Raw genomic sequence first — 26,192 nt, forward strand, 5'->3', positions numbered from 1 at the left:
GAGCCGCACCTCCCACGTCAGGACGACGGGTGCCGGAACCGCGGGTCGGTCTCCCACCAGGGACGGTCCGACGCTGGTTCGAGGTCCAGCCGGGCGTCCACGGCGGCCGCCTCCGCGCGGTCGGCCCGCACCCACGCCGCCACCGTCGCGGCGAGCAGCGGCAGCCCGACCAGCTCGGCCAAGCCGAACATCACCCCGCCACCCACGTGCTGCTCCCACAGCGGGTCGGCCGCCCGGAGGTAGGCGGCCACCGGCGCACCGAGCAGGGCCGGCGAGGCCATCACCACCACGCCGGGTACGGCGTCGAGGAGGCCGTCCCCGAACCCGACGAGGACCCGCACCCCGGGCGTGCACCACGCGGGGGCGAGGTCGTCGGCCAGCAGCGGCAGCACGAACACGAGCCCGCTGCCCACCAGCGCGGCGTACGTCGCCTCGCGCAGCCACGCGTGGTCGAGCGAGCGGGCGAGCCACGGCGTCACGAACATCGCGAGGTGCAGCACGGTGGCGAGCACCGAGCCGAAGAGGGGGAACATGGCCAGGCGCACCCACCGTCCGGCGAGCAGGCGCCGCGCGGCCGCAGCCCGTGCCGCCGGGAGCACCAGCAGGCCGAGGCCAACCGGGTCACCGAGGGCAACACCGACCGGGGTGATGGCGGCCAGCACGGCGGACTGCGCGGCCGCGGCGACGAACGACGTGCTGCGGTGGGCGGCCATCCCGCCGCAGGTCGCCAGCACGAGCGAGCCGATGCCGACGACGGCGAAGGTGGCCACCCGCAGGACGGGAAGTCGCCCACCGCGTCGGCGCACCGCGAGGAGGATGCACGCGTAGCCGGCGGACAGCACTACGGCGAGCGCCACCCCTACGGGCGACACCACCCATGCGTTGAGGAGGTCACCGGGCCCGAAGCTTCCCACCCCCGGAGCCTCACCGCCCGGGCTGAGAGGGCGCTGAGGAGGCCGGGCGCGCGCGCCGCGGGGGTGGCATCAGCGCAGCGACGCCACCAGGTCAGCCACCTCGACGCGGCGACCGGTGTGGAAGGGCAGCTCCTCGCGGACGTGCATCCGGGCGCGGGAGGCCCGCAGCTCGCGCATGAGGTCGACGATGCGGTGCAGCTCGTCGGCCTCGAACGCCAGCACCCACTCGTAGTCGTTGAGGGCGAACGAGGCGATGGTGTTGGCCCGCACGTCGGGGTAGTCGCGCGCCATCTGCCCGTGCTCGCGGAGCATGTCGCGGCGCTCCTTGTCGTCGAGCAGGTACCACTCGTAGGAGCGCACGAACGGGTAGACGCAGATGAAGTCCTTCGGCGCCTCGTCGGCGAGGAACGCCGGGATGTGGCTCTTGTTGAACTCAGCCGGCCGGTGCAGCGCCGCAGCCGACCACGTCGGTTCGAGGAGGTGCCCGAGGTCGGTCCGCAGGAACGCGCGGTACGCAGCCTGCACGTCCTCGATCCTCTCGGCGTGCCACCACACCATGAAGTCGGCCTCGGCCCGCATCCCGCCGAGGTCGTAGACGCCGCGGGTCACGACTCCCTTCTCCTCGAGCTCGCCGAAGAGCGCGTCGACCTCCTTGGCCATCTGCTCGCGGTCGTCGCCGAGCGGTGCCGTCACGCTGAAGACGGACCACATCGCGTACCTGATGGAGCTGTTGATCTCGCGGATCCGGGACGGGGTGGGCTTGCTGCTCATGCCCTCATTCTCCGCCTTCTCCGCCAGAGGTGTTCAGGTGGGTCAGCACCGCGTGGGCGGCGGCCCGGCCGGTGCCGATGCAGGCCGGGATCCCGACCCCGTCGTACGCCGCGCCGGCGAGCGCCAGCCCGGGCACGGCGGCCGCGGCGGCCCGGACCCGTGCCACCCGGTCGACGTGCCCGACGGTGTACTGCGGCAGCGCCCCGCCCCAGCGCTGGACGTGCGTGTCGACGATGCGCGGCAGCTGGTGGCCCAGGGCCTCGCTGACCTCGGCGACGGCCACGGCCACCAGCTCCTCGTCAGGACGCTGCAGGTCCGACGTCTCGCCGAAGCGCCCCACGGATGCCCGCAGGAACGACAGGTCGCCGGCCACTTCGGACGTCCAGGCCCACTTGGTCGACGAGAAGGTGCTGGCCTTGATGGTGCGGCCGTCGACGGCCGGCACGAGGAAGCCCGACCCGGGTAGCGGTGCGCGCCCGGGGCCCCCGTCGACGGCGAGGGTCACGATGGCCATCGACGCGTACTCCACCTCCCGCAGGGCGGCGCTCGCCGCCGGGGCGTGCGGCTCGAGGAGCCGTGCCGTGGCTGGTGCGGGAGTGGCCACGACGACCGCGTCCGCAGCGAAGCGCTGGGGGTCCGGCCTCGGGCCGGCGACCACCGACCAGCCGGCACCGTCGCGCACGAGCTCCCGGGCGATGGTGCCGCTGCGGACCACCACCCCGTGGGAGCGCAGCGACTCGGTGAGGACCTCGGCGAGACGTCCCACTCCCCCGTGCAGCCCCGCGAACACCGGGGCCGACGACCCTGCCGACGACAGCGCGGAGGCCTGGGCCGCCACTCGCGCGGCCTCGGTGAGGCTCGTGCCCCGGGCCACCGACGCGTAGACCTGCGGCAGGCAGGCGCGCAGCGACAGGCGTCGTGCCTGACCCGCGTACACCCCCGCGAGCAGGGGCTCGACCAGGCGGTCGACGACCGCGTCGCCGAGCCGTCCCGCGACGTAGTCACCGACGGACACGTCCTCGTCGTCGCCGGGTGTCCACGCCTGCTCGTCCTCGGCGCGCGCCACCTCCTCCGGGGTGAGCACACCGAGCGCCGACGACGCCGGCGACGGGATGCCCATCAGGGTGCCGCGCGGCATGGGGTGCAGCCGGCCGCGCGACCAGATGGCGGCCGAGGTGGTCGCCGGGTGGACGACGGACTCCCCGAGCCCGAGCTCGGCCATGAGGTCGACCGCCTCGGGTCGCCGGGCGAGGACGGACTCGGCCCCGACGTCGATGGCCACACCGGCGACGGGCTCTCGGCGCAGCTTTCCCCCGGGCCGGTCGGCCGCGTCGAGGACGGTGACCTCGACGCCGGGAGCCGCACGCACCATCTCCCAGGCGGCGGCGAGCCCACTGATCCCGCCGCCGACGATGACGACCCGTGATCCGACCATGACCACACCCTTTCAAGATCGTGACGGTTTCGACACCGCGGGGTGGGAACGTCGGGCCCCCGGGCGCAGTCGCAGTGTCATCACCACTCGCCCACCGACGTTGACCTCGGGAGTCGCCATGTTCCGTGACCGTCCGCACCACACCATCGCCGGCCTCGCGGCCGTCCTCCTCGCCGCGGCGACCCTCTCCGGCTGCAGCGGCAGCTCCGGCGGCAACGCCTCGTCCGGCGCCGCCAGGGGGGCGGTCGCACCGGCCCCCGCCGAAGGGGCTCCCGCAGGCGGGTCGGCCGGCTCCTCCGGCGACAGCGCCTCGTCCTCCGACAGCGGCTCGGACAAGGCGACCGACAAGGCCGCGACGGGCAAGCCTGCGGGCACGACGGTGAGCCAGGCGTCGCTCGAGGCGGCTCAGGAGTCCCTCGCGCGACGGGCGTCGGTGGCGTTGCAGGTCAAGGACATCGGCCAGGCCGTCGCCAGGGTCAGGTCCGTCTCCGCCGCCGCCGACGGGCTGGTCCTGTCGGAGAACATCGGCACCGTGGCCGGCGACACCCCGGTGCAGCCCTCGGCACGGGTCAGTGCCACCACCTACGGCGAGATCACCATCTCGGTGCCCTCGACGAAGCTGGACTCGGTGGTCGCCGACCTCGGGCAGGTCGGCACCGTGATCCGGTCGACGAGCTCCAGCGAGGACGTCGGTTCGCAGATCGTCGACACCCAGTCCCGGCTGGAGACGATGCGGATCAGCGTCGACCGGGTGCGCGGCTACCTCGCCGACGCCAAGGACCTCACGCAGACGGTGGCCATGGAGGCCGAGCTCACCCGCCGGGAGGCGGACCTCGAGGCGCTCGAAGCACAGCTGGCCTCGCTCAAGGGCAGCGTGGCCCGCTCCCCCATCCAGGTCAGCCTGACCACGCAGCCGGACGTCATCGTCCCGAAGAAGGCCGACGAGACCGGGTTCCTGGCCGGTCTGCGCAGTGGCTGGGACGCCTTCTCGGGCTCGGTCACGGTCGTCCTCACCGTGGTGGGCGCCGTGGTCCCCTTCGCGGTCCTCATCGCCCTGGTCGGGCTCCCGGTGTGGTGGGTCGTACGGCGTCGCCGCCCGGCCACCGCCGCACCGGCGACGCTGTCGCAGTGAGCGGCAACCCCTCGGCCGGGGCGGCTGCGCTCAGCGGGCGCCGACCTCGTGGACGAGCTCGACGACGCGGGTGAGCACGTCGGGGTCGGTCGAGGGCAGGACGCCGTGCCCGAGGTTGAAGATGTGGCCCGGTGCGGCGCGGCCCTCCTCCACGATCGCGCGCACCTTGGTCTCGAGGGCCGGCCACGGGGCGAACAGCAGGGCCGGGTCGAGGTTGCCCTGGACCGCGTACCGGCCCCCCAGCCGGGCCAGGGCATCGGTCAGCGAGACCCGGTAGTCGACACCGACGACGTCGGCGCCGGCCGAACCCATCGACGGGAGCAGCTCACCGGTGCCCACCCCGAAGTGGATCGTCGGCACGTCCCGTCCGGCGACCGCGGCGAGGGCGGTCCGGGAGTGCGGGAGGACGTACTCCTCGTAGTCGGCCCGGGGCAGGGCACCGACCCACGAGTCGAACAGCTGCACCGCGGACGCCCCCGCCGCGGCCTGCACGTCGAGGAACGCCCCCGAGACCTGGGCGAGCCGGGCGCACAGGTCGTGCCACAGCCGGGGGTCGCCGTACATCAGGGCCTTGGTGTGCTCGTGGTTCTTGCTCGGGCCGCCCTCGACGAGGTAGCTCGCGAGCGTGAACGGCGCACCCGCGAAGCCGATCAACGGCGTCGCCCCGAGCTCGGCCACGAGCAGGCGCACCGACTCGGTGATGTAGGGCACGTGCTCGGGGGTGAGCTCGGGCAGCCGGTCGAGGTCTGCGCGCGTCCGGAACGGCTCGGCCACGACGGGCCCGACCCCCGCCACGATGTCGAGGTCCACCCCGACGGCGGCGAGCGGTACCACGATGTCGGAGAAGAAGATCGCGGCGTCGACCCCGTGCCGGCGCACCGGCTGGAGGGTGATCTCGGTGACGAGCTCGGGGCGGCGGCACGACTCGAGCATCCCGACGCCCTCGCGCACCGCGCGGTACTCGGGCAGCGAGCGCCCGGCCTGGCGCATGAACCAGACCGGGGTGTGCGTCACGGGCTGCTTGCGGGCAGCCCGGACGAGGGCGGAGTCACGGGGGGAGGTCACGCGGGCAATCCTAGGTGGCGGTCGCCGTACCCCTCACAACGCGATGACGGCGGCCCCGGCGAGGGACAGCACGGCCCCGACCTGCTGGATGGGGCGCAGCCGCTCCCGGAGGACCACGCGCGCGAGCAGGATGGTCATCACGGGGTAGAGCGAGCCCAGGACGCTGGCGACGCTGACCTCGCCGCTCGAGGAGGCGACCGCGAAGAGGCTGTTGGCGGCGAGGTCGCCACAGCCGATCAGGAGCAGCGGGGGCACCTCCCGGGCCACGACCCCGCCGAGGGAGCGCGCGACGACGGCCACCACCACGAAGACGACGACGGAGGTGCACCGCATTCCCCACAAGGTCATCAGCGTGGAGGTGCGCGCACCGCGGTCGAGGCAGAACAGCGCCAGCCCGAACCCCACCGCCGCGACGGCAGCCAGCACGACGGGCCGGGTGGACACGTCACCGGTCAGCTCCGGCCCCGAGGCCAGGGTCACGCCGACGACGGCCACGAGGATGCCGACCCAGGTCCAGGCCGACGGCTCGTCACCGGTGGCGACCCCGAGCAGGACCGGCACCGCCACCCCGAGGGCGGCGATCGGGGCGACGACGCCCATCGTCCCCGTGGACAGCGCGGTGTAGAAGCAGAGCAGGCCGGTCAGCCCCGAGAGCCCGGCGGCGACCGACCACAGCGGCCACCCGGTCCACACCACGTGGTCGTGCTGGGCCAGGACGACCACGCAGAGCACCACGAAGGCCAGCGCCTGCGTCCAGCCGACGACCGCCACGGCAGGACGGCGGCGGGAGAACAGGCCGGCGAAGAAGTCCGACGTGCCCCAGCAGACGCTGCTGGCGAGCGCGAGGAGGGAGAGCACCGCCGCACGCTACCCCGCGCCCGCGACACGGCGCGGACTCAGCCTCCCTGTGATATCGCACCCTGCGACATACGCTCTGACGGTGGGCAGCAGAACGGTCCCTGGCGACCAGTCACCGGAGTTCACGCAGGCGCTGAGCGACCTGCGGGGCGCGCGGTTGCGTCCCGAGATCAGGCTCACCGAGGTGCCTGCACCGCAGCGCATCGCCCCGTACGCCGTGGCGCTGACCGCCGAGGTCGTCGGGGCCGCGGCCGACGAGGACGAGCTGGCCTCCGGCCGCTTCGTGCTCCTGCACGACCCGTCGGTCCCCGACCCGTGGGACGGCGCGTGGCGTGCGGTGACGTTCGCCCGGGCAGAGCTCGAGCCGGAGCTCGCCAACGACCCGATGCTGGGTGCGGTGGGCTGGTCCTGGCTCACCGACGCGCTCGAGAGCCACCACCTGGGCTACACCGCCGAGGCGGGCACGGTCACCCGTGTCGTCTCCGAGAGCTTCGCGGGCCTGTCCGACCGGCCCGCGAGCGTGGAGATGGAGGTGCGGGCGTCGTGGACCCCGACCACGGGCAACGTGGGCGCCCACCTCGTCGCCTGGTCCGACCTCCTGTGCACCATCGCCGGTCTGCCGCCCCTGCCCGAGGGAGTCGTCGCGCTGCCTGGGCCGCGGCGCTGAGCACCGCGCCCGGTAGGTTGGTGCGGTGACCGACACCGACGCCGAGGCCTCTGCCGTGGACCCGGCAGGCCGCGAGGCCTCGCTGTTCCTCCCGCAGGACGCCACCGACGGCTCGCTCCCCGAGCCCTCCGAGGACGGCGCACCCGTCGTCGAGCCCGTGGCCCTCGACATGCCCGCCGACGGCGTACCGCCCGTCGTGGAGACCGAGCGGGGGCTGCTCGAGGCGGCCGCCGCGATCGCCGCCGGCGAGGGCCCGGTGGCTCTGGACGCCGAGCGCGCCAGCGGTTACCGCTACGGCCAGCGGGCCTACCTCGTGCAGCTCCGCCGCGAGGGCTCGGGCACCTGGCTCATCGACCCGATCGCCTGCCCCGACCTCACCCCGGTCAACGAGGCCATCGGCAACGCCGAGTGGATCCTGCACGCCGCCACCCAGGACCTCGCCTGCCTCGCCGAGGTGGGGCTGCGGCCGCGCCAGCTCTTCGACACCGAGCTCGCCGGACGCCTGCTGGGGCTGCCCCGCGTGGGCCTGGCCGCGGTGGTCGAGCACTACCTGGGCCTGTCGCTGGCCAAGGAGCACTCCGCCGTCGACTGGTCCACGCGGCCACTGCCCGAGCCGTGGCTGCGCTACGCGGCGCTCGACGTCGAGGTCCTCGTCGACGTGCGCAACCTGATGGGTGTCGACCTCGCCCGCCAGGCCAAGGACGGCTGGGCGCGTGAGGAGTTCGAGGCCCTGCTCGACTTCACGGGCCCGTCGCCGCGCGTCGACCCGTGGCGACGCACCTCCGGCATGCACAAGGTCCGCCAGCGCCGTACCGCCGCGGTGGTGCGCGAGCTGTGGGAGGCGAGGGACGCCATCGCCCAGGACCGCGACGTGTCCCCCGGGCGCGTCCTCCCCGACGCCGTGCTCGTCGAGATCGCCATGGCGTCGCCGACCTCCGTCGACACGTTGCCGTCCGGGCACCGGTCCGTGCGCCGCTACCAGCGGCAGTGGCTCGAGGCCGTCAACCGGGCCAACGCCATCCCCGAGGCTGACCTGCCCCCCATGACCCTGCGGTCGGACGGGCCCCCACCGCAGCGGTCGTGGCCCGAGCGCGACCCCGTGGCCGCCGCCCGGCTGGCCGACACCCGCGAGGCCCTCACCGCGTTCGCCGCCGAGCGCGCCATACCCGTCGAGAACGTGCTGTCCCCCGAGCCGCTGCGCCGGGTGATCTGGTCGCCGCCGGAGGACCTCAGCGCGGCCGGTTTCGCGGCCGCGCTGCAGGCACTGGGCGCGCGGCGCTGGCAGACCGACATCGTGGCCCCCATGGTCGCCGCCGCGTTCGCGGCCCACCCCGACGAGTGAGCGCCCGCGCCCCCGTGGGGTGACGGCTCTCACGCGAGGGGTCGGGTGAACCTCTTGTTACCGGGAAGTAGCATCGGAGCAGGGCGCCGCTGACCGCGCCCCCGCGCCGGCCACCACGGCCAGCCACTCCACCCGCGCAACCCAACCAGGAGGCCACCCGTGCCCCGCACCCTTCGTGAGGTCGTCTTCGTCGACGGCGTCCGGACGCCCTTCGGCAAGGCCGGGGAGAAGGGCATCTACGCCCAGACCCGCGCCGACGACCTCGTCATCCGCTGCATCCGTGAGCTCATGCGCCGCCATCCGGAGCTGCCGCCGGAGCGCGTCGAGGAGGTCGCCATCGCCGCGACCACCCAGATCGGCGACCAGGGCCTGACCCTGGGCCGGATGGCCGCCCTGCTGTCCGGGCTGCCCAAGACCACCCCCGGCTACTCCATCGACCGCATGTGCGCCGGTGCGATGACCGCGGTCACCACCACCGCGTCGTCCATCGCGTTCGGCTCGATCGACGTCGCCATCGCCGGCGGTGTCGAGCACATGGGCCACCACCCCATGGGCGAGGGCGTCGACCCCAACCCGCGCATCGTTGCGGAGAAGCTCGTCGACCCCAGTGCGCTCGTCATGGGCTCCACCGCGGAGAACCTCCACGACCGCTTCCCGACGCTGACCAAGGAGCGCAGCGACGCGTACGCCGTCGGCTCCCAGGAGAAGCTCGCGAAGGCCTACGCCAACAACCAGGTCCAGCCCGACCTCGTGCCCGTCGCGACGCGCCACCAGGAGCTCGGCTACGGCCTGGCCACCCAGGACGAGCCGCCGCGCCCCGGCACCACGGTCGAGGACCTCGCCGCGCTCAAGACGCCGTTCCGCCCCCACGGCAACGTCACCGCCGGCAACTCCGCCGGCCTCAACGACGGCGCTACCGCCTGCATCCTCGCCTCCGAGGAGGCCGCCGCGGAGCTCGGCCTGTCGGTGCGCATGCGGCTCGTGGACTTCGCGTTCGTCGGCGTCGAGCCGGAGGTCATGGGTATCGGGCCGGTGCCGGCCGCCGAGAAGGCGCTCGGCAAGGCGGGCCTGACCATCGAGGACATCGGGCTGTTCGAGCTCAACGAGGCGTTCGCGGTGCAGGTGCTCGCATTCCTCGAGCACTTCGGCATCGCCGACGACGACCCGCGCGTCAACCAGTACGGCGGCGCCATCGCCACCGGCCACCCGCTCGCCTCCTCCGGCGTGCGGCTGATGACCCAGCTCGCTCGCCAGTTCGAGGAGCACCCGGAGGTCCGCTACGGCATGACCGCCATGTGCATCGGCATCGGCATGGGCGGTGCCGTCATCTGGGAGAACCCGCACCACGCTGACTACGGCAAGGAGGTCGCGGCATGAGCGACACCACCACTGCTCCCGGCTCGACCCGCGAGTCGTCCGCCGGATTCGAGGAGGTCGTGACCCACACGCCCGTCCGCGACATCACCCTCCCCGGCGGCGCGGGAGTCCTCGCGCTCATCACGCTGGACAACGGCTTCGACCACACCAAGCCCAACACCTTCGGGCCGCAGACCATCGCCGGGCTGCTCACCGTCGTCCAGGGCCTGCGCACCCGCGCCGAGGCGGGCGAGATCCAGGCCGTCGGCATCACCGGCAAGCCCTTCATCTTCGCCGTCGGCGCCGACCTCAAGGCGGTCGCCCAGGCGACCAGCCGCGAGCAGGCCCTCGAGGTCGCCCGCGCCGGCCACGCCGCGTTCGGCGCGATCATGGACCTCCCCGTCCCGACCTTCGCCTTCGTCAACGGCGCGGCCATGGGTGGGGGCGTCGAGGTCGCGCTGTCCGCCGACTACCGCACCATCTCCGCCGGGGTGCCGGCGATCGCGCTGCCCGAGACCTTCCTCGGGCTGGTCCCCGGCTGGGGTGGCTGCTACCTGCTGCCCAACCTCGTCGGCCCGGCGAACGCGCTGAAGGTCATCATCGAGAACCCCATGAACACCAACCGGATGCTCAAGGGCCCACAGGCCTTCGAGCTCGGGATGGCCGACGCGATGTTCGCACCCGCCGACTTCCTCGAGGAGTCCCTGCTCTGGGCGGCGAAGGTCCTCACCGGCGAGACGAAGGTCGAGCGCCCCGAGGTCTCGCGCGAGGAGGCCGAGTGGGCCGGAGCGGTCAAGGCGGCCAAGGGCCTGGTCGACCTGAAGACCGGCGGCAAGTCGCCCGCGCCGTACCGCGCCCTCCAGCTCGTCGCGGCGGCACGCACCGCGACCCGTGACGAGGCGTTCACCGCCGAGGACGAGGCGCTCGCCGACCTCGTCATGGGCGACGAGCTGCGGGCCGGGCTCTACTCGTTCGACCTCGTCCAGCGCCGCGCCAAGCGGCCCGCCGGCGCGCCCGACAAGGCCCTGGCGCGCAAGGTCACCAAGGTCGGCATCGTCGGCGCCGGTCTCATGGCGAGCCAGCTCGCGCTGCTGTTCGCCCAGCGCCTCGAGGTGCCGGTCGTCATGACCGACCTCGACGAGGAGCGCGTCGCCAAGGGCGTCGGCTACGTCCACGCCGAGGTCGACAAGCTGCTCGGCAAGCGCCGCGTCAGCCCCGACAAGGCCAACCGCATCAAGGGCCTGGTCACCGGCTCGACGAGCAAGGACGGGTTCGCCGACGCGGACTTCGTCATCGAGGCCGTCTTCGAGGAGATGTCGGTCAAGAAGCAGGTCTGGGCCGAGGTCGAGGCCGTCGTCTCGGCCGAGTGCGTCCTCGCGACCAACACCAGCTCGCTGTCGATCACGCAGATGGCTGCGGACCTGCAGCACCCCGAGCGGGTCGTGGGCTTCCACTTCTTCAACCCCGTCGCCGTGATGCCGCTGCTCGAGATCATCAAGGGCGAGCAGACCGACGACGCCACGCTCGCCACGGCCTTCGCCACCGGCAAGACGCTGAGAAAGACGACGATCCTCGTCAAGGACTCGCCGTCCTTCATCGTCAACCGGCTCCTCGGCCGGTTCATGGGCGAGGTCGCCAAGGTCGTCGACGAGGGCACCCCGATCGAGGTCGCCGACCGTGCGTTCGCCGGCCTCGCGCCGATGCCGCCGTTCATCCTCCTCGGTCTCGTCGGACCGGCGATCGCGTTGCACAACAACGAGACCTTGGCGAAGGCGTTCCCCGACCGCTTCTACGTCTCGGAGAACCTGCGCAAGGTCGTGGCAGCGAAGAAGCCGGCCATCTACACCTGGCCCGAGGGCAAGCCGGTCGTCGACCCCGAGGTCGAGGCCCTGTTCGACAAGCCCGCCGATCCGGTGGTCCTGACCACCGAGCAGGTGCGGGAGCGCGTGCTCGGTGTGCTGGCCGACGAGGCCCGGCGGATGCTCGACGAGGGCGTCGCCCAGGCGCCGATGGACCTCGACCTGGCGATGATCACCGGAGCCGGGTTCCAGTTCTGGAACGGCGGCCTCACGCCACTGCTCGACCGCGAGGGCGTCTCGGAGAAGGTCACCGGGAAGCGGTTCCTGCCGGCTGGTGCGGCGAGCGTCCCCGCCTAGCCCGTACGCGGCACCACGCGAGGGGCGGTACCCGGCTCGGCCGGGTACCGCCCCTCGTCGCGTCGGTCCTCCACGCCGGTCGGGCTCGTGGAGCGCGTCGGGCCCTTCGCCTGCCGCAGCAGGCGAAGGGCCGGGCGCGGGGAGACGAGGGCACTCCCCCACCTGCCCTCGCGCGCCACACAGGACCGCGCAGAACTGTGGTTCGTCGCCACATGCTCGCCCGTACGGCACCGACCTAGTCTCGCGGGCATGCCGACGACGCCTGGGACCCTCGACCTGACCGGACGCACCGCCCTGGTGACCGGGGCGGCGAGTGGGATCGGGGCCGCCTGCGTCGAGCGGCTCGCCGCCGCCGGCGCCCGGGTCTGGGCAGTCGACCGCGACGCGGAGGGGCTGGGCCGGTTCGCCGGTGTCGACGACGTCGAGGTGCTCCCCACCGACCTGTCCGACCTCGATGCCGTCGACCGGCTCCCCGAGGGCGTCGACGTCCTGGTCAACAACGCCGGCATCCAGCACGTCAGCCCCATCCACGAGTTCCCCGTGGAGACCTGGGACCTCATCATCCGGCTCATGCTCACCTCGCCGTTCAGGTTGACCCGGCGGGTGCTGCCGCACATGTACGCCCAGGGCTTCGGCCGGATCGTCAACGTCTCCAGCGTGCACGGGCTGCGCGCGAGCCCGTTCAAGGCTGCCTACGTCTCGGCCAAGCACGGTCTGGAGGGCCTGTCCAAGGTCACCGCGCTCGAGGGCGCCGAGCACGGGGTGACGAGCAACTGCGTCAACCCCGCCTACGTGCGCACGCCGCTGGTCGAGAAGCAGATCGCCGACCAGGCGCGGTCGCACGGCATCAGCGAGGAGGAGGTCGTCGCCAAGGTGATGCTGGAGCCGGTGGCGGTCAAGCGCCTCGTGGAGGCCTCCGAGGTCGCCGAGCTCGTCGCCTTCCTCTGCGGTCCCTCCGCGGGCTCGGTGTCCGGGTCGTCGTTCGCGATGGACGGTGGCTGGACGGCCCACTGAGGTCGGTCGCCGCCTAGGATCCGACTCGATGGATGCCGACGACTCCCCCGCGATGACGCTGCTGCGCCTGCTCGCCGAGGGGGCTCCGGCATCCGAGCTCGGCGGCGTCACCGACCCCGGTGGCGAGGCTCGCGAGCTGGCACTGCGCGTGCGCGCCGCGTTCGACTCACGGCGCCGGCGTGAGGCAGAGCTCACCGCCCTCGTCGAGACCGCGCGCGACCTCGCCGCCCTGCGCGACCCCTCCGGCATCCTCGAGGCCATCGTCCGCCGCGCACGGACGCTGCTGGGGACCGACGTCTCGTACCTCACCCTCTACGACCCGGCTGCCGGCGACACGTTCATGCGCGCCACCGACGGGTCGGTGAGCGTCGAGTTCCAGACCGTCCGGCTGTCGCTGGGCGACGGGCTCGGCGGCCTCGTCGCGTCGACGCACAAGCCCTACTGGAGCGCCGACTACCTCCACGACCAGAGGTTCCAGCACACCGGCACCATCGACAGCGCCGTCGGCGACGAGGGCCTGGTGTCGATCTGCGGGACGCCCCTGGTGGTCGAGGACCAGTTCGTCGGGGTGCTCTTCGCCGCCAACCGTTCGCCGCGTCCCTTCTCCCCCGACCAGGTCGCCCTCCTCGGCTCACTGGCCGCCCTGGCCGCCGTCTCCATCGTCCAGACGCGGACCGCCGACGAGGTGCGTCGCCACACCGCAGGGGTCGAGCGGGCGGCGGCCGCGCACGACCGGTTCGCCGAGCTCGTGCTCGCCGGTGGCGGCGTCGACGACATCACCAAGGCGCTCGGTGACCTGCTCGGTGGCTGGGTGGCCCTGCTCGGGTCCGAGGGCGAGTGCCTGAGCACGCACGGCGCCGCCCCCGTGGACGACCCCCGCTCGGGCGGGCTGTCCGCCTCCCCCGCCGTCTCGATGACGTACTCGTCCGGCCGGCTGGCGCACGACCCCGACAGCGACCAGTGGGCCATCGGGGTGAAGGCGCCCCAGACGCCGCTCGGTGCCCTCGTCCTCGGTGGGGTGGGCGTGCTCGACGACGCCGACCGGCGCACCGTGGAGCGCGCGGCCGTGGTGACCGCGCTCGTCCTGCTCTTCGAGCGCACCGCCGCCGAGGCCGAGCAGCGGGTCCGCACCGACCTCGTGTCAGACCTCGTCAGCGGCCGCGGCGACCCGCAGAGCCTGGCGGCCCGCGCGCGCACCGAGGGGGTCGACCCGGCCGCCCGGCACGCCGTCCTCGTGGCCGACGCCGACGACCAGGTCCCCCGCCGCACGCTGCTCCTCGCTGCCCATGCTGCCGCCGGGCCGGGCTCGGTGGTCGGTGAGCACGACGGCCGGGTGGTGGCCCTCGTGCCCTCCCTCGACGCCCAGCAGGCCGCCGTCGAGCTCGCCCGCCGACTCGCGCGCCTGGGCCGGGTCAGTGTGGGGGCGGCCGGGCCCGTGACCCTCACGGGCGACGTCCCTCCCGTCTGGGCCGAGGCGGTGCGCACGGTGCAGGCCCTGGGGTCACTGGGCCTCGCCGGCCAGGGCGCCAGCGCGGCCCACCTGGGCTTCGCGGGTCTGGTCGTCGGGTCGGCCCCGGACGTCGACGGCTACGTGCACACCCACCTCGGCCCGCTGCTCGACTACGACTCCCGGCGGGGGTCCGAGCTCGTGAAGACCCTCCAGACGTACTTCGACGCCGGCGGCAGCCCCCGGCACGCTGCCACCGAGCTGCACGTGCACGTCAACACGGTGAGCCAGCGGCTCGAGCGCATCTCCGCGCTGCTCGGGCCGAGCTGGCAGCACCCGGACACCGCCCTGGAGCTGCAGCTGGCACTGCGCCTGCGTCGGCTCAGTGCAGGTGCGTCGCCAGCGACGTCGCGACCGCGTCAGCGGTGAGCCCCAGCTCGTCGAGGATCTGACCCCTCGAGGCGTGGTCGAGGAACGCCTTCGGTATGCCGTGCAGGTGCACCGGCACGTCGACACCGGCCTCGCGCAGGGCGATCGTCACGGCCGCGCCGACGCCCGAGGTCACGAGGTTGTCCTCGACCACCGCGACTGCGCCTGCCGACCGGGCCAGCTCGACGAGGTCGTCGCTGACGGGCAGCACCCACCGGGGATCGACGGCCGTGACGCGCAGCCCCTGCGCCTCGAGCTTGCCGGCGACGTCGACGGACAGCGCGGCGAACGCCCCGACCCCGACGACGAGCAGGTCGCAGCCCTCCCGCGACGTCTCGTGCAGCACGTCGAGGGTGCCCTGCTGCCGCAGGGCGGGGACGGGCGCGCCGACGTCACCCTTGGGGAAGCGCAGGACGGTCGGCGCGTCGGTGACCTCGACCGCCTCGCGCAGCTGCAGCCGCACCTGCTGGCCGTCCCGCGGCGCGGCGAGCCGCAGCCCCGGGACGATGGACGCGATCGCCATGTCCCACATGCCGTTGTGCGACGCCCCGTCGCTGCCGGTGACTCCGGCGCGGTCGAGCACGAAGGTGATCCCGGCGTGGTGCAGGGCCGCGTCCATGAGGAGCTGGTCGAACGCCCGGTTGAGGAACGTCGCGTACACCGCCACCACGGGGTGCAGGCCCGCGAAGGCGAGGCCGCTGGCCATGGTCACGGCGTGCTGCTCGGCGATGCCGACATCGAAGACCCGGTCCGGGTAGGCGGCGGCGAACCCGTCCAGCCCCACCGGGATGAGCATGGCGGCGGTCAGGGCGACGAGGTCCGGGCGCTCGGCGCCGAGGGCCACCATCTCGTCGTTGAACTCGTCGGTCCAGATCCGTCCGCTGACCTCGAAGGGCAGGCCCGTCTCGGGGTTGATCTTGCCGACGCTGTGGAACTGGTCGGCGTCGTCGTTGACGGCCGGCTGGTAGCCGCGCCCCTTCTGCGTGATGACGTGGACCAGGACCGGTCCCCCGAACGCCCGGGCCTTGCGCAGGGCGGACTCCAGGGCGGCCTCGTCGTGGCCGTCCACGGGGCCGAGGTACTTCAGCCCGAGGTCCTCGAACATCCCCTGTGGGGCGACGATGTCCTTGATGCCTTTCTTCATGCCGTGCAACGTCTCGTACATCGCGCCGCCCACCACGGGCGTGCGGTGCAGGGTGTTCTTGCCCCAGTCGAGGAACCGCTCGTAGCCGCGGGTCGTGCGCAGGGTCGCGAGGTGCTCGGCGAGCCCACCGATCGTGGGCGCGTAGGAGCGCTCGTTGTCGTTGACGATGATGGTCAGCGGCAGGTCCTTGTCGGCGGCGATGTTGTTGATCGCCTCCCAGGCCATCCCGCCCGTCAGCGCGCCGTCCCCGATGACCGCGACCGTGTGGCGCCCGCGCTCACCCTTGATCCGGCGGGCCTTGGCGATGCCGTCCGCCCAGGACAGGGCGGTGGAGGCGTGGGAGTTCTCGACCACGTCGTGGGGGGACTCGGCCCGGCTCGGGTAGCCCGACAGGCCGCCCTGCTTCTTGAGCTTGCTGAAGTCGTGGCGGCCGGTCAGCAGCTTGTGCACGTAGGACTGGTGGCCCGTGTCGAAGACGATCGTGTCCCGGGGACTGTCGAAGACGCGGTGCAGCGCGATGGTGAGCTCGACGACGCCCAGGTTGGGCCCGAGGTGCCCGCCGGTCCGGGACACCGACTCCACGAGGAACGTGCGGATCTCCTCGGCGAGGGGTGCCATCGAGGTGGCGGGCAGCGCCTTGAGGTCAGCAGGGCTCTTGATGGTCTCGAGCAGTCCCACGCAGGGCCGTCCTTTCACACTGTCGGTCGCCCGTCCCCTGACGTCGCGTATGACATCGGGCAAGCGACTGAGTCTAAGCGCTGGCGCCGCCCAGCCTGACCTCGACGCCCTCGGGCACCCCGGTCACCTCGGCGCGCCCATCCCGGTCAACGCTCACGCTCACCGTCGCGTCCCCGAGCCGCAGTCCCTCCACGCGCAGCGCGCCGAACGGCGGCGGCACGACGGGGTCGACCTCCAGGACCCCTGCCGGCAGGTCGGCACGCAGCCCGAGCGCGACCGTGACCAGCGCGCCGGCGGAGGCGGCCGACCACGCCTGCGGGCGGCACGACGCGGGGTACGGCGAGGGCCTGCCCATCATGGGCAGCCCGGAGTACAGCTCGGGCCAGCGGTAGTCGAAGGCCTCGGCGGACGCGACGAGCGCGGTGGCGACCTGCGCACTCTCTGCACGGTGGCCCTCGCGGGCCAGGCCGAGCGCCACGATCGCGCTGTCGTGGGTCCAGATCGACCCGGTGTGGTAGCCGATGGGGTTGAACCCTCCGTTGCCGGAGCCCATGGTGCGGATGCCGAACTCGTCGAGCAGCTCGGGTCCGGTGAGCTGCGCGGCCACCGACGCCGAGTCCGCCGGGGTGAGCACCCCCGTACCCAGCACGTGGCCCATGTTGGAGGCGAGGCCGTCGACGGCGTCACCGTGCCCGTCCACGGCGATGGCGAGGTGGCGCCCGGCGTCGGTCTCCACCCAGAACCGCTCCGAGATCCGGTCCCGGAGGTCCGCGGCGTGCTTCTCGGCCCCGTCCGCGCCGTCCTCGCCGAGGGCCCGCAGGAGCCGGGCCGCGCCCGCCAGCGCCTCCGCGGCGTACGCCTGCGCCTCGACGAGCGCGATGGGCCCGTCGGCGATCCGTCCGTCCCGCCAGCGGATCGAGTCGCCGGAGTCCTTCCAGCCCTGGTTGGCCAGGCCGGTGCCGGAGGTGTCGAGGTACTTGAGCAGACCGTCCTCGTCGGGCTGGCCGCTCGTGGTGAGCCACTCGATCGCCGCACGGAGGTTGGGCAGGAGCTCACGCACCTGCGCCTCCGGCAGGCCCCACTGCCAGGCCTCCACGAGCAGCGTGACCCAGAGGGCGGTCGCGTCGACGGTGCCGTAGTAGACCGGCGGCAGCGCCAGCCCGCTCTCGGGGTCGAGGTATGCGGTGCGGCGCAGCTCGTGCGGGATCTTGCCCGGCGCCTCGGCGCTGCGCGGGTCGTCGGTGGTGCCCTGGCGGCGCGCCAGGACACGCAGGGTGCCGGCGGCCAGGTCCGTGCCGAAGGGCAGCATCATCCGGGCGGCCCAGATCGAGTCGCGTCCGAACAGCGTGAGGTACCAAGGCGTTCCGGCTGCGGCGAAGACATCAGCCCGGTCCTCGGGGTCGAGCAGGAGCAGGTGCCGCAGGTCGTCCATGGAGTGGTCGACCACGTGCGCGAGGCGCGGGTCGTCCGCGACGACACGCACGCCGTCCCAGGCCACGGCGGAGCGGCCGGGGTCGGCGTCGAGCACCGAGGTCGAGGACCTGCTGGTATCGAGCCGCATGGTGGTCGAGGTGCTCTCCCCCGGCTCGACGACCACGTCGAGCTCGACGACCGCCCGACCGCCGCCGACCAGGAGGGCGGCCGGGGCCGGCTCGAAGGTCGTCCGGGTGGTGTGGCGCTCGAAGGTGGTGACCAGGGCGTCGCCGTCGACCTCGGGGGCGACCTCCGGGTGGACCACGTGACCGGCCTTGACCGAACCGATGGGGGCACCGTCGGCGGACAGCTCGACGACCACCCGGGCACGGACGGTGCCGCTCGCCCGCGAGGTGAGGACGAGCCGCTCGACCATGGCGCCGTCCTCGAGCACGCGGGTGCGGTGCACCTCGACGGTGGGGTCGGGCCCGGGGTTGCCGAGGTTGCGGGCCGACAGGACGAACTCGGCCCGGGCACCGCTCGCACCCTCGGCCACGAAGGCAGGGGCCTCGCCGTCGATGCGCACGGTCGCCTCGCTCAGGACCCGGACGTCGTCGACGTAGAGGCCCTGCGCCGTGCCCGGCTCGATGTCGCCGCCGGGTGAGGACAGCGCCGTCGCGTTGCCGTTGACGCAGACGTTGAGCTGGTGCAGCCAGGGCTGCCTCGGCGGCGGGGTCGTTGCCGCGGTCGCCGTGGTCGCAGCGTCTGCCGCCTCGTGGTCGGACACCTGTGGGCCTTCTCTCCGTGGACGTCTGGGCAGGTCAGCGGGCTGTCGGCGGCGTGGGGTCACGGACGCCTCTGCCCGGTCGGATCCCGGCGTGCCGTCCCATCATGCCCTTGACGGCGCCCGGTGCGTAGAGCATGCTCCCATTCATTGGAACGTTCAAACCCGTATCGGTTTGAACGATCACATCGCGAGGGAGCGATCGATGACGGACCTGACGAGGGCGACGGCGGACATCCCGCCGGGGCGCGCCACCATCGTCGACGTCGCCCGCGCCGCCCAGGTCTCGCGCCAGACCGTGAGCAACGTCCTCAACCGTCCCGACAAGGTCGCAGCCCCCACCCTCGAGCGGGTGCTGCGCGAGATCGACCGCCTCGGCTTCACCCCTCACGTCACCGCCCAGCAGCTGCGCCGACGCAAGGCCGCCGCCTACGGCTTCGAGGTCAACCCCTCGGGCCACGGCCGCATGGGCCACATCCTCGACGAGTTCCTCGTGCAGCTGACCGTGGCGGCGCCTGCCCACGGCTCGCACCTGATGACCTTCGCCCCGGACCCCGACGACGTCATCGAGGGCTACCGGCAGACCCTGGCCACCGGCCTGGTCGACGGCTTCGTCCTCGCCGACACCCGCCCCGGCGACCCCCGTCCCCAGTGGCTGCTCGACCATCACGTCCCCTTCGTGGCGTTCGGCCGCGTCTGGGACCTGCCCGAGCTGCTCCAGTGGGTCGACGTCGACGGTGGCACCGGCGTACGGGACGCCGTCGCCCACCTCGTGGCCGCGGGCTACGAGCGGATCGGCTTCCTCGGCTGGCCGGCGGGCTCCCCCGTCGGCGACGACCGCCGCAGCGGCTGGCTCGCGGGCCTGGCCGACGCCGGCCGCACGGCCAGCGCGGTCGAGGCCGAGGAGTCCGTGCAGGACCTCGACCAGGCCACCGCCGCGGCCGAGCGCCTCCTGCGCCGCCTCGGCCCGGGCAGCGCCGTCGTCTGCGCCTCGGACATGCTCGCGCTCGGCGCGGTCCGTGCCGTCCGCAACACCGGCCTGGCCCTCGGTGCCGACATCGGCGTCGTCGGCTTCGACGACACCGACGTGGCCGAGGCGCTGTCCGTCACGAGCATCCGGCAGCCCATCGCCGAGGCGGCCCGCACCGCCTGGGACCTGCTCACCTCCCCCCAGAGCCCCCGACCCGTGCTGCTCTCCCCCGTGCTCACGGTTCGTTCCAGCACCACCCGCACCCCATCGTCGCCGGCCACCCGGCCCCGCGACACACCCATCACCGAGGAGCAGTAAATGAGGCGCACCACCACACTGGGGCTGGTCTTCGTGACCACGTCCGCACTCGCTCTCTCCGCCTGCGGCGGAGGCGGCTTCGACAAGGGCAGCTCGAGCAAGCAGCAGTCCTCCGGCCCGGCCAAGCTGCAGATCCTCATCGGCACGTCCGGTGACGCCGAGACCGCAGCGGTCAAGGCGGCCGCCGACGCGTGGAGCAAGAAGTCGGGCAACACCGCCGAGGTCGTCGTGGCCTCCGACCTCAACCAGCAGCTCGGCCAGGGCTTCGCCGGTGGCACGCCGCCGGACGTGTTCTACGCCGACGCCGGCCGCATCGGCGACTTCGCCAAGGCGGGCAACCTCTACGCCTACGGCGACCAGGTCAAGGACGCCGGCTTCCTCGACAGCCTGGTCAAGACCTACACCTACGACGGCAAGCTCCAGTGCGCCCCGAAGGACTTCTCCACCCTGGCCCTGGTCATCAACACCGACCTGTGGACCAAGGCTGGCCTGACCGACGCCGACATCCCGAAGGACTGGGCCGGTCTCGAGGCCGTCGCCAAGAAGCTCACCTCCGGCAAGGTCACCGGCCTCGTCGTCAGCGGCGAGTGGGCGCGCCTCGGTGTCTTCATGCGCCAGGCCGGTGGCTGGGTCGTCAGCGAGGACGGCAAGTCGGTGACCGCCGACTCCAGCGAGAACGCAGCCGGCCTCACCGAGGCCCAGAAGCTCCTCAAGTCGGGGTCGATGAAGTACGCCAAGCAGGTCGACGCGGGCTGGGGCGGTGAGGCGCTCGGCAAGGGCAAGGCCGCCATGACGATCGAGGGCAACTGGATCCGCGGTGCCCTCAAGAACGACTTCCCGAACGTCAAGGCCAAGATCGTCGAGCTCCCCGCCGGTCCCGCCGGCAAGGGCACCCTGCTCTTCAGCAACTGCTGGGGCATCGCCGCCAAGTCCAAGAACCAGGCGGCTGCGGTCGACCTGGTCAAGTCGCTCACGTCGGTCGACCAGCAGATGGCCTTCGCCAAGGCGTTCGGCGTGATGCCGTCGACGACCGAGGGCGCCAAGCAGTACGCCGCCGCGTTCCCCGACGACGCCGCCTTCGCGGCCGGTGGCGACTACGGCACCGGGCCGGTCAACCTCCCCGGCTTCGACCCGGTGATGGCCGCCTTCAACACCGACCTCGAGCAGCTGGCGTCCAAGGACCCCAAGTCCATCCTCGCCACCCTGCAGAAGAACGGCGACGCGGCGCTCAAGGGCCAGTGACCGTGACCACCACCACCGGATCCCGTCGCCGCCCCCGTGGCGGCGGCGGGATCCGCGGTCGCGAGGGCGTGGCCGGCTGGCTCTTCACCGCGCCGATGATCGTCGTGCTCGGCGTGTTCCTGTTCATCCCCGTGCTGATGGCGCTCTACGTGAGCTTCACCAACTGGAACGGCAACGGCTCGCCGTTCCAGGGTGGCCAGAACGCGCAGTGGGTCGGGACGCGCAACTACACCTCGCTGTTCACCGAGGACGGCCTCAAGCGAGCCAGCTTCATGCAGTCGCTGGGCAACAACTTCTGGTACGTCTTCTTCGTCGTGCCGCTGCAGACCGCCATCTCGTTCTTCCTCGCGCTCATCGTGAGCAACCGGTTCCTCAAGGGGAAGAGCTTCTTCCGGACCGCGTTCTACTTCCCCTCGGTGACCAGCTCGATCGCGATCAGCGTCGTCTTCCTGTTCCTGTTCGCCAACTCGGGTGCGGTCAACGCGGTGCTCGGGGCGTTCGGGATCAACGGGCCCGCGTGGTTCAGCGACTCGCGTGGGCTCTTCCACATCCTGTTCGACCTCGTCGGCGTCGGCGACAACCCGTCATGGGCGCAGGGTGAGGTGCTCGGGCGCTCGGTGTGGGACTGGATCTCCGGGCCGTCGGTCGCCATGTGCGTCGTCATCATCCTGGCCATCTGGACCACCACCGGGACCTTCATGCTCATGTTCCTCGCCGCCCTGCAGGACCTTCCGGGCGAGGTCGACGAGGCCGCCCTGCTCGACGGGGTGTCCCCGTGGCAGAAGCTGCGCTACGTCACCCTCCCCATGCTCAAGCCGACGATCTTCCTGGTCACCACCCTGGGCCTCATCGGCACCTGGCAGGTCTTCGACCAGATCTACGTCATGGGCAAGGGCGCCCCGGCCAACACCACGCTGACGCCTGCCTTCCTGTCCTACAAGCAGTCGTTCACGAGCCTGCAGTACGGAAGTGGCGCCGCGATGTCGTTCATCGTCTTCCTGCTCATCATCGCCCTGACCGCCTTCCAGCGGTGGCTCATGCGGGAGAAGGACCCCAAGGTCTCCCGCCGGGTGAAGCAGGCCACCGGTGTCGCCGTATCCATGCAGCAGGGGTCGAACGCGGGGGGCCTGAGGTGAACCATCGCACCAAGGGCTGGAAGCTCATCCTCTTCTACGTCGTGCTCGTCCTCTTCTCCGTCATCTACCTCTACCCGTTCCTCATCCAGATCGCGACGTCGTTCAAGACCGACGCCGCGGCGACGGACAACCCGCTCAGCCTGGTCCCGAGTCCCTTCGACGCGACGGCCTGGAAGCGCATCTTCGGGATCGGCGGCGACACCTCGGTGCCGATCATGCGGTGGCTGACCAACTCGGTCGTCATCACCCTCGTCGTGACCGCGGCCCGGGTCTTCTTCGACAGCCTCGCCGGGTACGCCCTGTCGCGGCTGCGATTCCGGGGTCGTGGGTTCCTGTTCGGCACCGTGCTGGCGGTGATGAGCGTGCCCGGCGTGGCCCTGCTCATCCCCAAGTTCCTCATGGTCAGCTACCTGGGCATCTACGACACCTACTCGGCGATGGTGCTGCCGCTGCTGGTCGACGCGGCAGGTGTCTTCATCATGAAGCAGTTCTTCGACTCGATCCCCGTGTCGGTCGAGGAGGCGGCGCGCATCGACGGCGCCGGGGTGTTCCGGACCTTCTGGTCGGTGGTCCTGCCGATGGCACGGCCCGCCCTGATCACGCTTACGATCCTGTCGTTCCAGGGCTCGTGGAACGAGTTCACGCACTTCCTCGTGACCACGCAGAGTCCTGAGCTCAAGACGCTGGTGACCGGGCTCGCGAGCCTCGCCAGCGGCGACCTCGGTGCCGGCTCGCAGTACCCCCTCAAGCTCGGGGCGGCGCTGCTCACGACCATCCCGGTCGCCCTGCTGTTCTTCGCCTTCCAGCGCCAGTTCGTCCGGGGCGCCAACGAGGGCGGCGACAAGGGGTAGGGGCCCCATGCCCGCCCGGTGCCCGGCACCGACGGCGGGCCACGGACCGCGGGCGGGCCGGCGGGGACGTACCCGGCCCGTCCGCGCTCGTACCCGGCGGCCGTCGTCCCAGCCCGTCCCCAGCCCGTCGGATCCTTGCGACGGCTCAGAGGCGGGGTACGTAGCGCTTGCCCTGCAGCGCGTCGTACACCAGGCCCGCACTGCGCCGGGCGGCGAGCAGCCGCACACCCTCCGCCTCGAGGTCGGCGAGGACCTGGGTGAGTCCCTCGCTGGTGAGGTGGTCGCCGAGCTCGACCCGGACCTCGCGGTAGGCCTGCCGCATGGCCACGAGCTGGGCGTCGATGTGACGCGTCGCGACCCAGGCCAGCGCCACGGGCTGGCGGCGCCACCCTGCGTAGGAGCGGTAGTCCGCCGGGCAGTGGTCGAGCAGCCACGAGACCGCCGGCACCTGCCAGCCCGGGCTCTCCGGCGGCGGGACGAGCGGCGGCCACCCGGGTGGGACCGCGCCGACGGCCTCAGCCCGGCGGGCGCGCGTCGGCACCACGGGCTCCGGACGCCGTGACGGGATGCCGTGCCGGCAGACCGTCGTGTTCGAACATGTGTTCGATTCTAGGCCATGCCGGTGGGTGCGGACACCCGGATCAGCCGAGCGACTCGCCCGTCGCGTCGACGACGAACCGCCAGAACTGCTGGCGCTGCGCCTCGGTCTCCACGCCGAGGGGCGCGTAGTGGGTCGGACGCCGACGGCGGTCGTGCCAGAAGCCGCCGGTGCCGAGCCGGTCGTCGGTGGCCACCAGCCAGGCGACGGTGTCGGCACCCTCGGCCGGTGAGCGCAGCAGCGGCCCCATGACGGTCGCGAACCCCGGCAGGGAGTCGGTGACCCCTGGTGTGTCCGCCCAGCCCGGGTGCATCGAGTGGACGGCCACGTCTCGGCCGCGCAGGTGGTCCGCCCACAGCTCGGCCAGCACGATCTGCATGCGCTTGGTCCGCGCGTAGGCGGTGACGCCGCTGTACTCACCCTCGAGGTACTCCGGGTCGTCGACCGCGAGCTTCTGGCTGTAGGCGCCGCCGGAGGTCACCACGACCACGCGCCCTCCGGCCAGGCTGTCGGCGAGCAGGCCGGTCATCAGGTGGGGCCCGAGGACGTGGGTCGCCAGGGTGAGCTCGTGGCCCTGCGCGGACGTGCGCCGTTCCGGGGGCAGGACGCCAGCGTTGTGCACGACGGCATGCAGCTGCGGCACCCGTGCGGTGAAGGACGCCGCGAACTCGCGCACGGCGTCGAGGTCGCTCACGTCGCACACCACCGTCTCCACCCGAGCGGACGGCATACCGGCCCGCAGGGTCTGCTCCGCCTGGTCGAGTCGTTCGGCGCTGCGGCCCAGCAGGTGCACGGTGGCCCCCAGGGGCGCGAGGCCGGCGGCCGTCGCGAGCCCGAGTCCCCCGCTGGCTCCCGTGACCAGGACGTGGCGCCCCGCGAGGCAGCCGGGGCGGGGGTCGGACGGCCACCACGAACGGCGGATGCGCGGCCCCAGCCGCGTGTAGCCGAGCACCAGCGACTTGTCCATGGCCCAGTCGAGGGCACCGGTCAACGATGACGCCATGGCGCCCACGCTACGGGGCCGCGGCAGCACCCCTGTCGCCGGGGCGTGGCGGGCTGAGGTGCCGGGACGGAGCGGGCGTTGTGGGGGTGCTGCCGACACCCGCCCCGCCCCGGCGCGCGTTCACCCCCGGGCGGCGAACCGCCTGGACGCGACGCGCAACCGCAGTCCTGCAAGGAGCAGGAGTGCGGCGATCCCCAGCAGCGGCAGGGAGTCGCTCCCCGTCATCGCCAGGGAACCCTGGGCGGCGGGTGCCGCCAGCGCCGGGATCGACGAAGCCGCCTGAGACACCGGGAGCGAGTCCGCGCCCCCGCTCGGGTCGGTCGCGTCGTCACCGGTGCCGGGGTTCGTGCCCGTTCCCGGGTCCGTGCCGGTACCGGGACCGGTGCCGTCGCCGGGGTCCGTCCCGGTACCCGGGTCGGTACCGTCGCCGGGGTCGGTACCGTCGCCCGGGTCGGTGCCGGAGGTGTCGGCGCCCGAGGTGGTGGAGTCACCGACCACCGACACCGCATTGCCACCCACCGCCACGGGGACGGTCACCGGGAGGCCGACCTGGTTGCCACCAGCAGTCAATCCCTCACCCGAGGTCGAGCCGGAACCCGAGCCGGAGCCCGAGGACCCCGAGCCAGGAGTCGAGGCCGAGCTGTCCGCACCCGAGGACGAGGAGTCCCCGACCACCGACACCGCGTTGCCACCGACCACGACCGGAGCCGTCACCGGAGCCGTGGCCTGGTTGCCACCAGCAGCCGAGTCCTCACCGGAGGTCGAGCCGCCAGCCGCCGAGCCGGAACTCGAGGATCCCGAGGACCCCGCACCAGGAGTCGAGGCCGAGCTGTCCGCACCCGAGGACGAGGAGTCCCCGACCACCGACACCGCGTTGCCACCGGCCACGACCGGAGCCGTCACCGGAGCCGTGGCCTGGTTGCCACCAGCAGCCGAGTCCTCACCGGAGGTCGAGCCGCCAGCCGCCGAGCCGCCAGCCGCCGAGCCAGAACCCGAGGACCCCGCACCAGCAGTCGAGGCCGAGCTGTCCGCACCCGAGGACGAGGAGTCCCCCAGCACCGAGATGCTGTTGCCGCTGACGTTGACGGGGACCGAGACCGCAAGGTCACCCTGGTTGCCGCCCCCGACCGAACCCGTCCCGTCGCTGGTCGACGACGAGGGGCTCGACGACGAGCCCTGCGCAGAGCTGTCGGCCTTGGACGAGCTCGAGTCGCCGATGAGGCTGATCGAGTTGCCCGAGACCGTCACCGGCACCGCGGCGGACACGGCCACCTGGTTGCCGCCGAGGGCGCCGTCCGCGCCGGAGGTGTTCTCTTCCGCGGAGGCGTGCCCTGCAAAGAACAGGATCCCGCCCCCGACCATGAGGGCAGTCTGCAGCCCTCGACGCACGTATGCGTGCATGGTTCTTCCTTCCTGACGTCTGCTGTGGTCGCCTGCGGTGCGCAGGCCGTGCTCACGCGTCTCGAGGA

The 26,192-nt window shown here is 72.7% G+C and carries 21 protein-coding genes; 11 read left to right on the top strand and 10 right to left on the bottom strand.

What is annotated here, in order from left to right; translation table 11 throughout:
• Nucleotides 1-17 precede the first annotated feature (17 nt).
• The 3 genes from ABEA42_RS05045 to hemG form a co-directional block, all read right to left on the bottom strand.
• Nucleotides 18-914 (bottom strand): cytochrome c oxidase assembly protein, encoded by an 897-nt coding sequence (locus tag ABEA42_RS05045; RefSeq protein ID WP_345501584.1) that lies wholly within the window; start codon nt 912-914, stop codon nt 18-20.
• Between the two features lie 69 nt (nt 915-983).
• On the bottom strand, nt 984-1,685 hold the full coding sequence (hemQ, locus tag ABEA42_RS05050; protein ID WP_345501585.1) for a hydrogen peroxide-dependent heme synthase: 702 nt from the start codon (nt 1,683-1,685) through the stop codon (nt 984-986).
• Nucleotides 1,686-1,689: 4 nt separating this feature from the next.
• A complete protein-coding gene (hemG, locus tag ABEA42_RS05055) occupies nt 1,690-3,120 on the bottom strand; it encodes a protoporphyrinogen oxidase (protein WP_345501586.1) in 1,431 nt (476 codons plus the stop codon).
• A 118-nt stretch (nt 3,121-3,238) separates the two neighbouring features.
• On the opposite strand from hemG, the gene ABEA42_RS05060 reads away from it, so the two are divergent.
• Complete coding sequence (locus tag ABEA42_RS05060; RefSeq protein ID WP_345501587.1) at nt 3,239-4,252, top strand: DUF4349 domain-containing protein; 1,014 nt, start codon at nt 3,239-3,241, stop codon at nt 4,250-4,252.
• Between the two features lie 30 nt (nt 4,253-4,282).
• Here ABEA42_RS05060 and hemE read toward each other — a convergent pair whose 3' ends face one another.
• A complete protein-coding gene (gene hemE, locus ABEA42_RS05065) occupies nt 4,283-5,317 on the bottom strand; it encodes a uroporphyrinogen decarboxylase (protein WP_345501588.1) in 1,035 nt (344 codons plus the stop codon).
• A 33-nt stretch (nt 5,318-5,350) separates the two neighbouring features.
• Nucleotides 5,351-6,175, bottom strand: coding sequence for a DMT family transporter (locus ABEA42_RS05070; RefSeq protein ID WP_345501589.1), 825 nt, complete (start codon nt 6,173-6,175; stop codon nt 5,351-5,353).
• An 82-nt stretch (nt 6,176-6,257) separates the two neighbouring features.
• Between ABEA42_RS05070 and ABEA42_RS05075 the strand changes: the two genes are divergently transcribed.
• The 6 genes from ABEA42_RS05075 to ABEA42_RS05100 all read left to right on the top strand — a co-directional run bounded on the left by ABEA42_RS05075 (nt 6,258) and on the right by ABEA42_RS05100 (nt 14,586).
• The gene (locus ABEA42_RS05075; RefSeq protein ID WP_056884010.1) at nt 6,258-6,842 is read left to right on the top strand and encodes a DUF3000 domain-containing protein; all 585 of its coding nucleotides are present in this window, start codon (nt 6,258-6,260) and stop codon (nt 6,840-6,842) included.
• Between the two features lie 169 nt (nt 6,843-7,011).
• Complete coding sequence (locus ABEA42_RS05080) at nt 7,012-8,184, top strand: HRDC domain-containing protein (RefSeq protein ID WP_345502593.1); 1,173 nt, start codon at nt 7,012-7,014, stop codon at nt 8,182-8,184.
• Between the two features lie 159 nt (nt 8,185-8,343).
• On the top strand, nt 8,344-9,561 hold the full coding sequence (locus ABEA42_RS05085) for a thiolase family protein (RefSeq protein WP_345501590.1): 1,218 nt from the start codon (nt 8,344-8,346) through the stop codon (nt 9,559-9,561).
• Nucleotides 9,558-11,696, top strand: a complete 2,139-nt coding sequence (locus ABEA42_RS05090) for a 3-hydroxyacyl-CoA dehydrogenase NAD-binding domain-containing protein (RefSeq protein ID WP_345501591.1) — start codon at nt 9,558-9,560, stop codon at nt 11,694-11,696. The genes ABEA42_RS05085 and ABEA42_RS05090 overlap by 4 nt, the downstream gene beginning before the upstream one ends.
• A 249-nt stretch (nt 11,697-11,945) precedes the next feature.
• Nucleotides 11,946-12,710, top strand: coding sequence for a 3-hydroxybutyrate dehydrogenase (locus ABEA42_RS05095; RefSeq protein ID WP_345501592.1), 765 nt, complete (start codon nt 11,946-11,948; stop codon nt 12,708-12,710).
• Between the two features lie 28 nt (nt 12,711-12,738).
• Nucleotides 12,739-14,586, top strand: coding sequence for a helix-turn-helix domain-containing protein (locus tag ABEA42_RS05100; protein ID WP_345501593.1), 1,848 nt, complete (start codon nt 12,739-12,741; stop codon nt 14,584-14,586).
• On the opposite strand, the gene dxs is transcribed toward ABEA42_RS05100, so the two are convergent.
• Complete coding sequence (gene dxs / locus ABEA42_RS05105; RefSeq protein ID WP_345501594.1) at nt 14,540-16,408, bottom strand: 1-deoxy-D-xylulose-5-phosphate synthase; 1,869 nt, start codon at nt 16,406-16,408, stop codon at nt 14,540-14,542. The genes ABEA42_RS05100 and dxs overlap by 47 nt on opposite strands.
• Nucleotides 16,409-16,481: 73 nt before the next feature.
• Nucleotides 16,482-18,608 (bottom strand): amylo-alpha-1,6-glucosidase, encoded by a 2,127-nt coding sequence (locus tag ABEA42_RS05110; RefSeq protein WP_345501595.1) that lies wholly within the window; start codon nt 18,606-18,608, stop codon nt 16,482-16,484.
• A gap of 202 nt (nt 18,609-18,810) precedes the next feature.
• Here ABEA42_RS05110 and ABEA42_RS05115 point away from each other — a divergent pair, with 202 nt between their 5' ends.
• The 4 genes from ABEA42_RS05115 to ABEA42_RS05130 are packed head-to-tail and all read left to right on the top strand — an operon-like array spanning nt 18,811 to nt 23,122.
• The gene (locus ABEA42_RS05115) at nt 18,811-19,893 is read left to right on the top strand and encodes a LacI family DNA-binding transcriptional regulator (protein ID WP_345501596.1); all 1,083 of its coding nucleotides are present in this window, start codon (nt 18,811-18,813) and stop codon (nt 19,891-19,893) included.
• Nucleotides 19,894-21,135 carry a sugar ABC transporter substrate-binding protein gene (locus tag ABEA42_RS05120; protein WP_345501598.1) on the top strand — a complete coding sequence of 414 codons (1,242 nt, stop codon included), beginning with the start codon at nt 19,894-19,896 and terminating at the stop codon, nt 21,133-21,135.
• Nucleotides 21,136-21,137: 2 nt separating this feature from the next.
• Nucleotides 21,138-22,271, top strand: a complete 1,134-nt coding sequence (locus ABEA42_RS05125) for a carbohydrate ABC transporter permease (RefSeq protein WP_345501599.1) — start codon at nt 21,138-21,140, stop codon at nt 22,269-22,271.
• Nucleotides 22,268-23,122, top strand: coding sequence for a carbohydrate ABC transporter permease (locus ABEA42_RS05130; RefSeq protein WP_345501601.1), 855 nt, complete (start codon nt 22,268-22,270; stop codon nt 23,120-23,122). The genes ABEA42_RS05125 and ABEA42_RS05130 overlap by 4 nt, the downstream gene beginning before the upstream one ends.
• A gap of 145 nt (nt 23,123-23,267) precedes the next feature.
• Here the strand turns inward: ABEA42_RS05130 and ABEA42_RS05135 are convergent, their stop codons facing one another.
• The 3 genes from ABEA42_RS05135 to ABEA42_RS05145 all read right to left on the bottom strand — a co-directional run bounded on the left by ABEA42_RS05135 (nt 23,268) and on the right by ABEA42_RS05145 (nt 26,124).
• Complete coding sequence (locus ABEA42_RS05135; RefSeq protein ID WP_345501603.1) at nt 23,268-23,663, bottom strand: hypothetical protein; 396 nt, start codon at nt 23,661-23,663, stop codon at nt 23,268-23,270.
• Between the two features lie 100 nt (nt 23,664-23,763).
• Nucleotides 23,764-24,723 (bottom strand): SDR family NAD(P)-dependent oxidoreductase, encoded by a 960-nt coding sequence (locus ABEA42_RS05140; protein WP_345501605.1) that lies wholly within the window; start codon nt 24,721-24,723, stop codon nt 23,764-23,766.
• Nucleotides 24,724-24,843: 120 nt separating this feature from the next.
• Complete coding sequence (locus tag ABEA42_RS05145) at nt 24,844-26,124, bottom strand: chaplin family protein (protein ID WP_345501607.1); 1,281 nt, start codon at nt 26,122-26,124, stop codon at nt 24,844-24,846.
• Nucleotides 26,125-26,192 lie beyond the last annotated feature (68 nt).

The organism is Pedococcus ginsenosidimutans, from assembly GCF_039544395.1.
GTDB lineage: Bacteria > Actinomycetota > Actinomycetes > Actinomycetales > Dermatophilaceae > Pedococcus > Pedococcus ginsenosidimutans.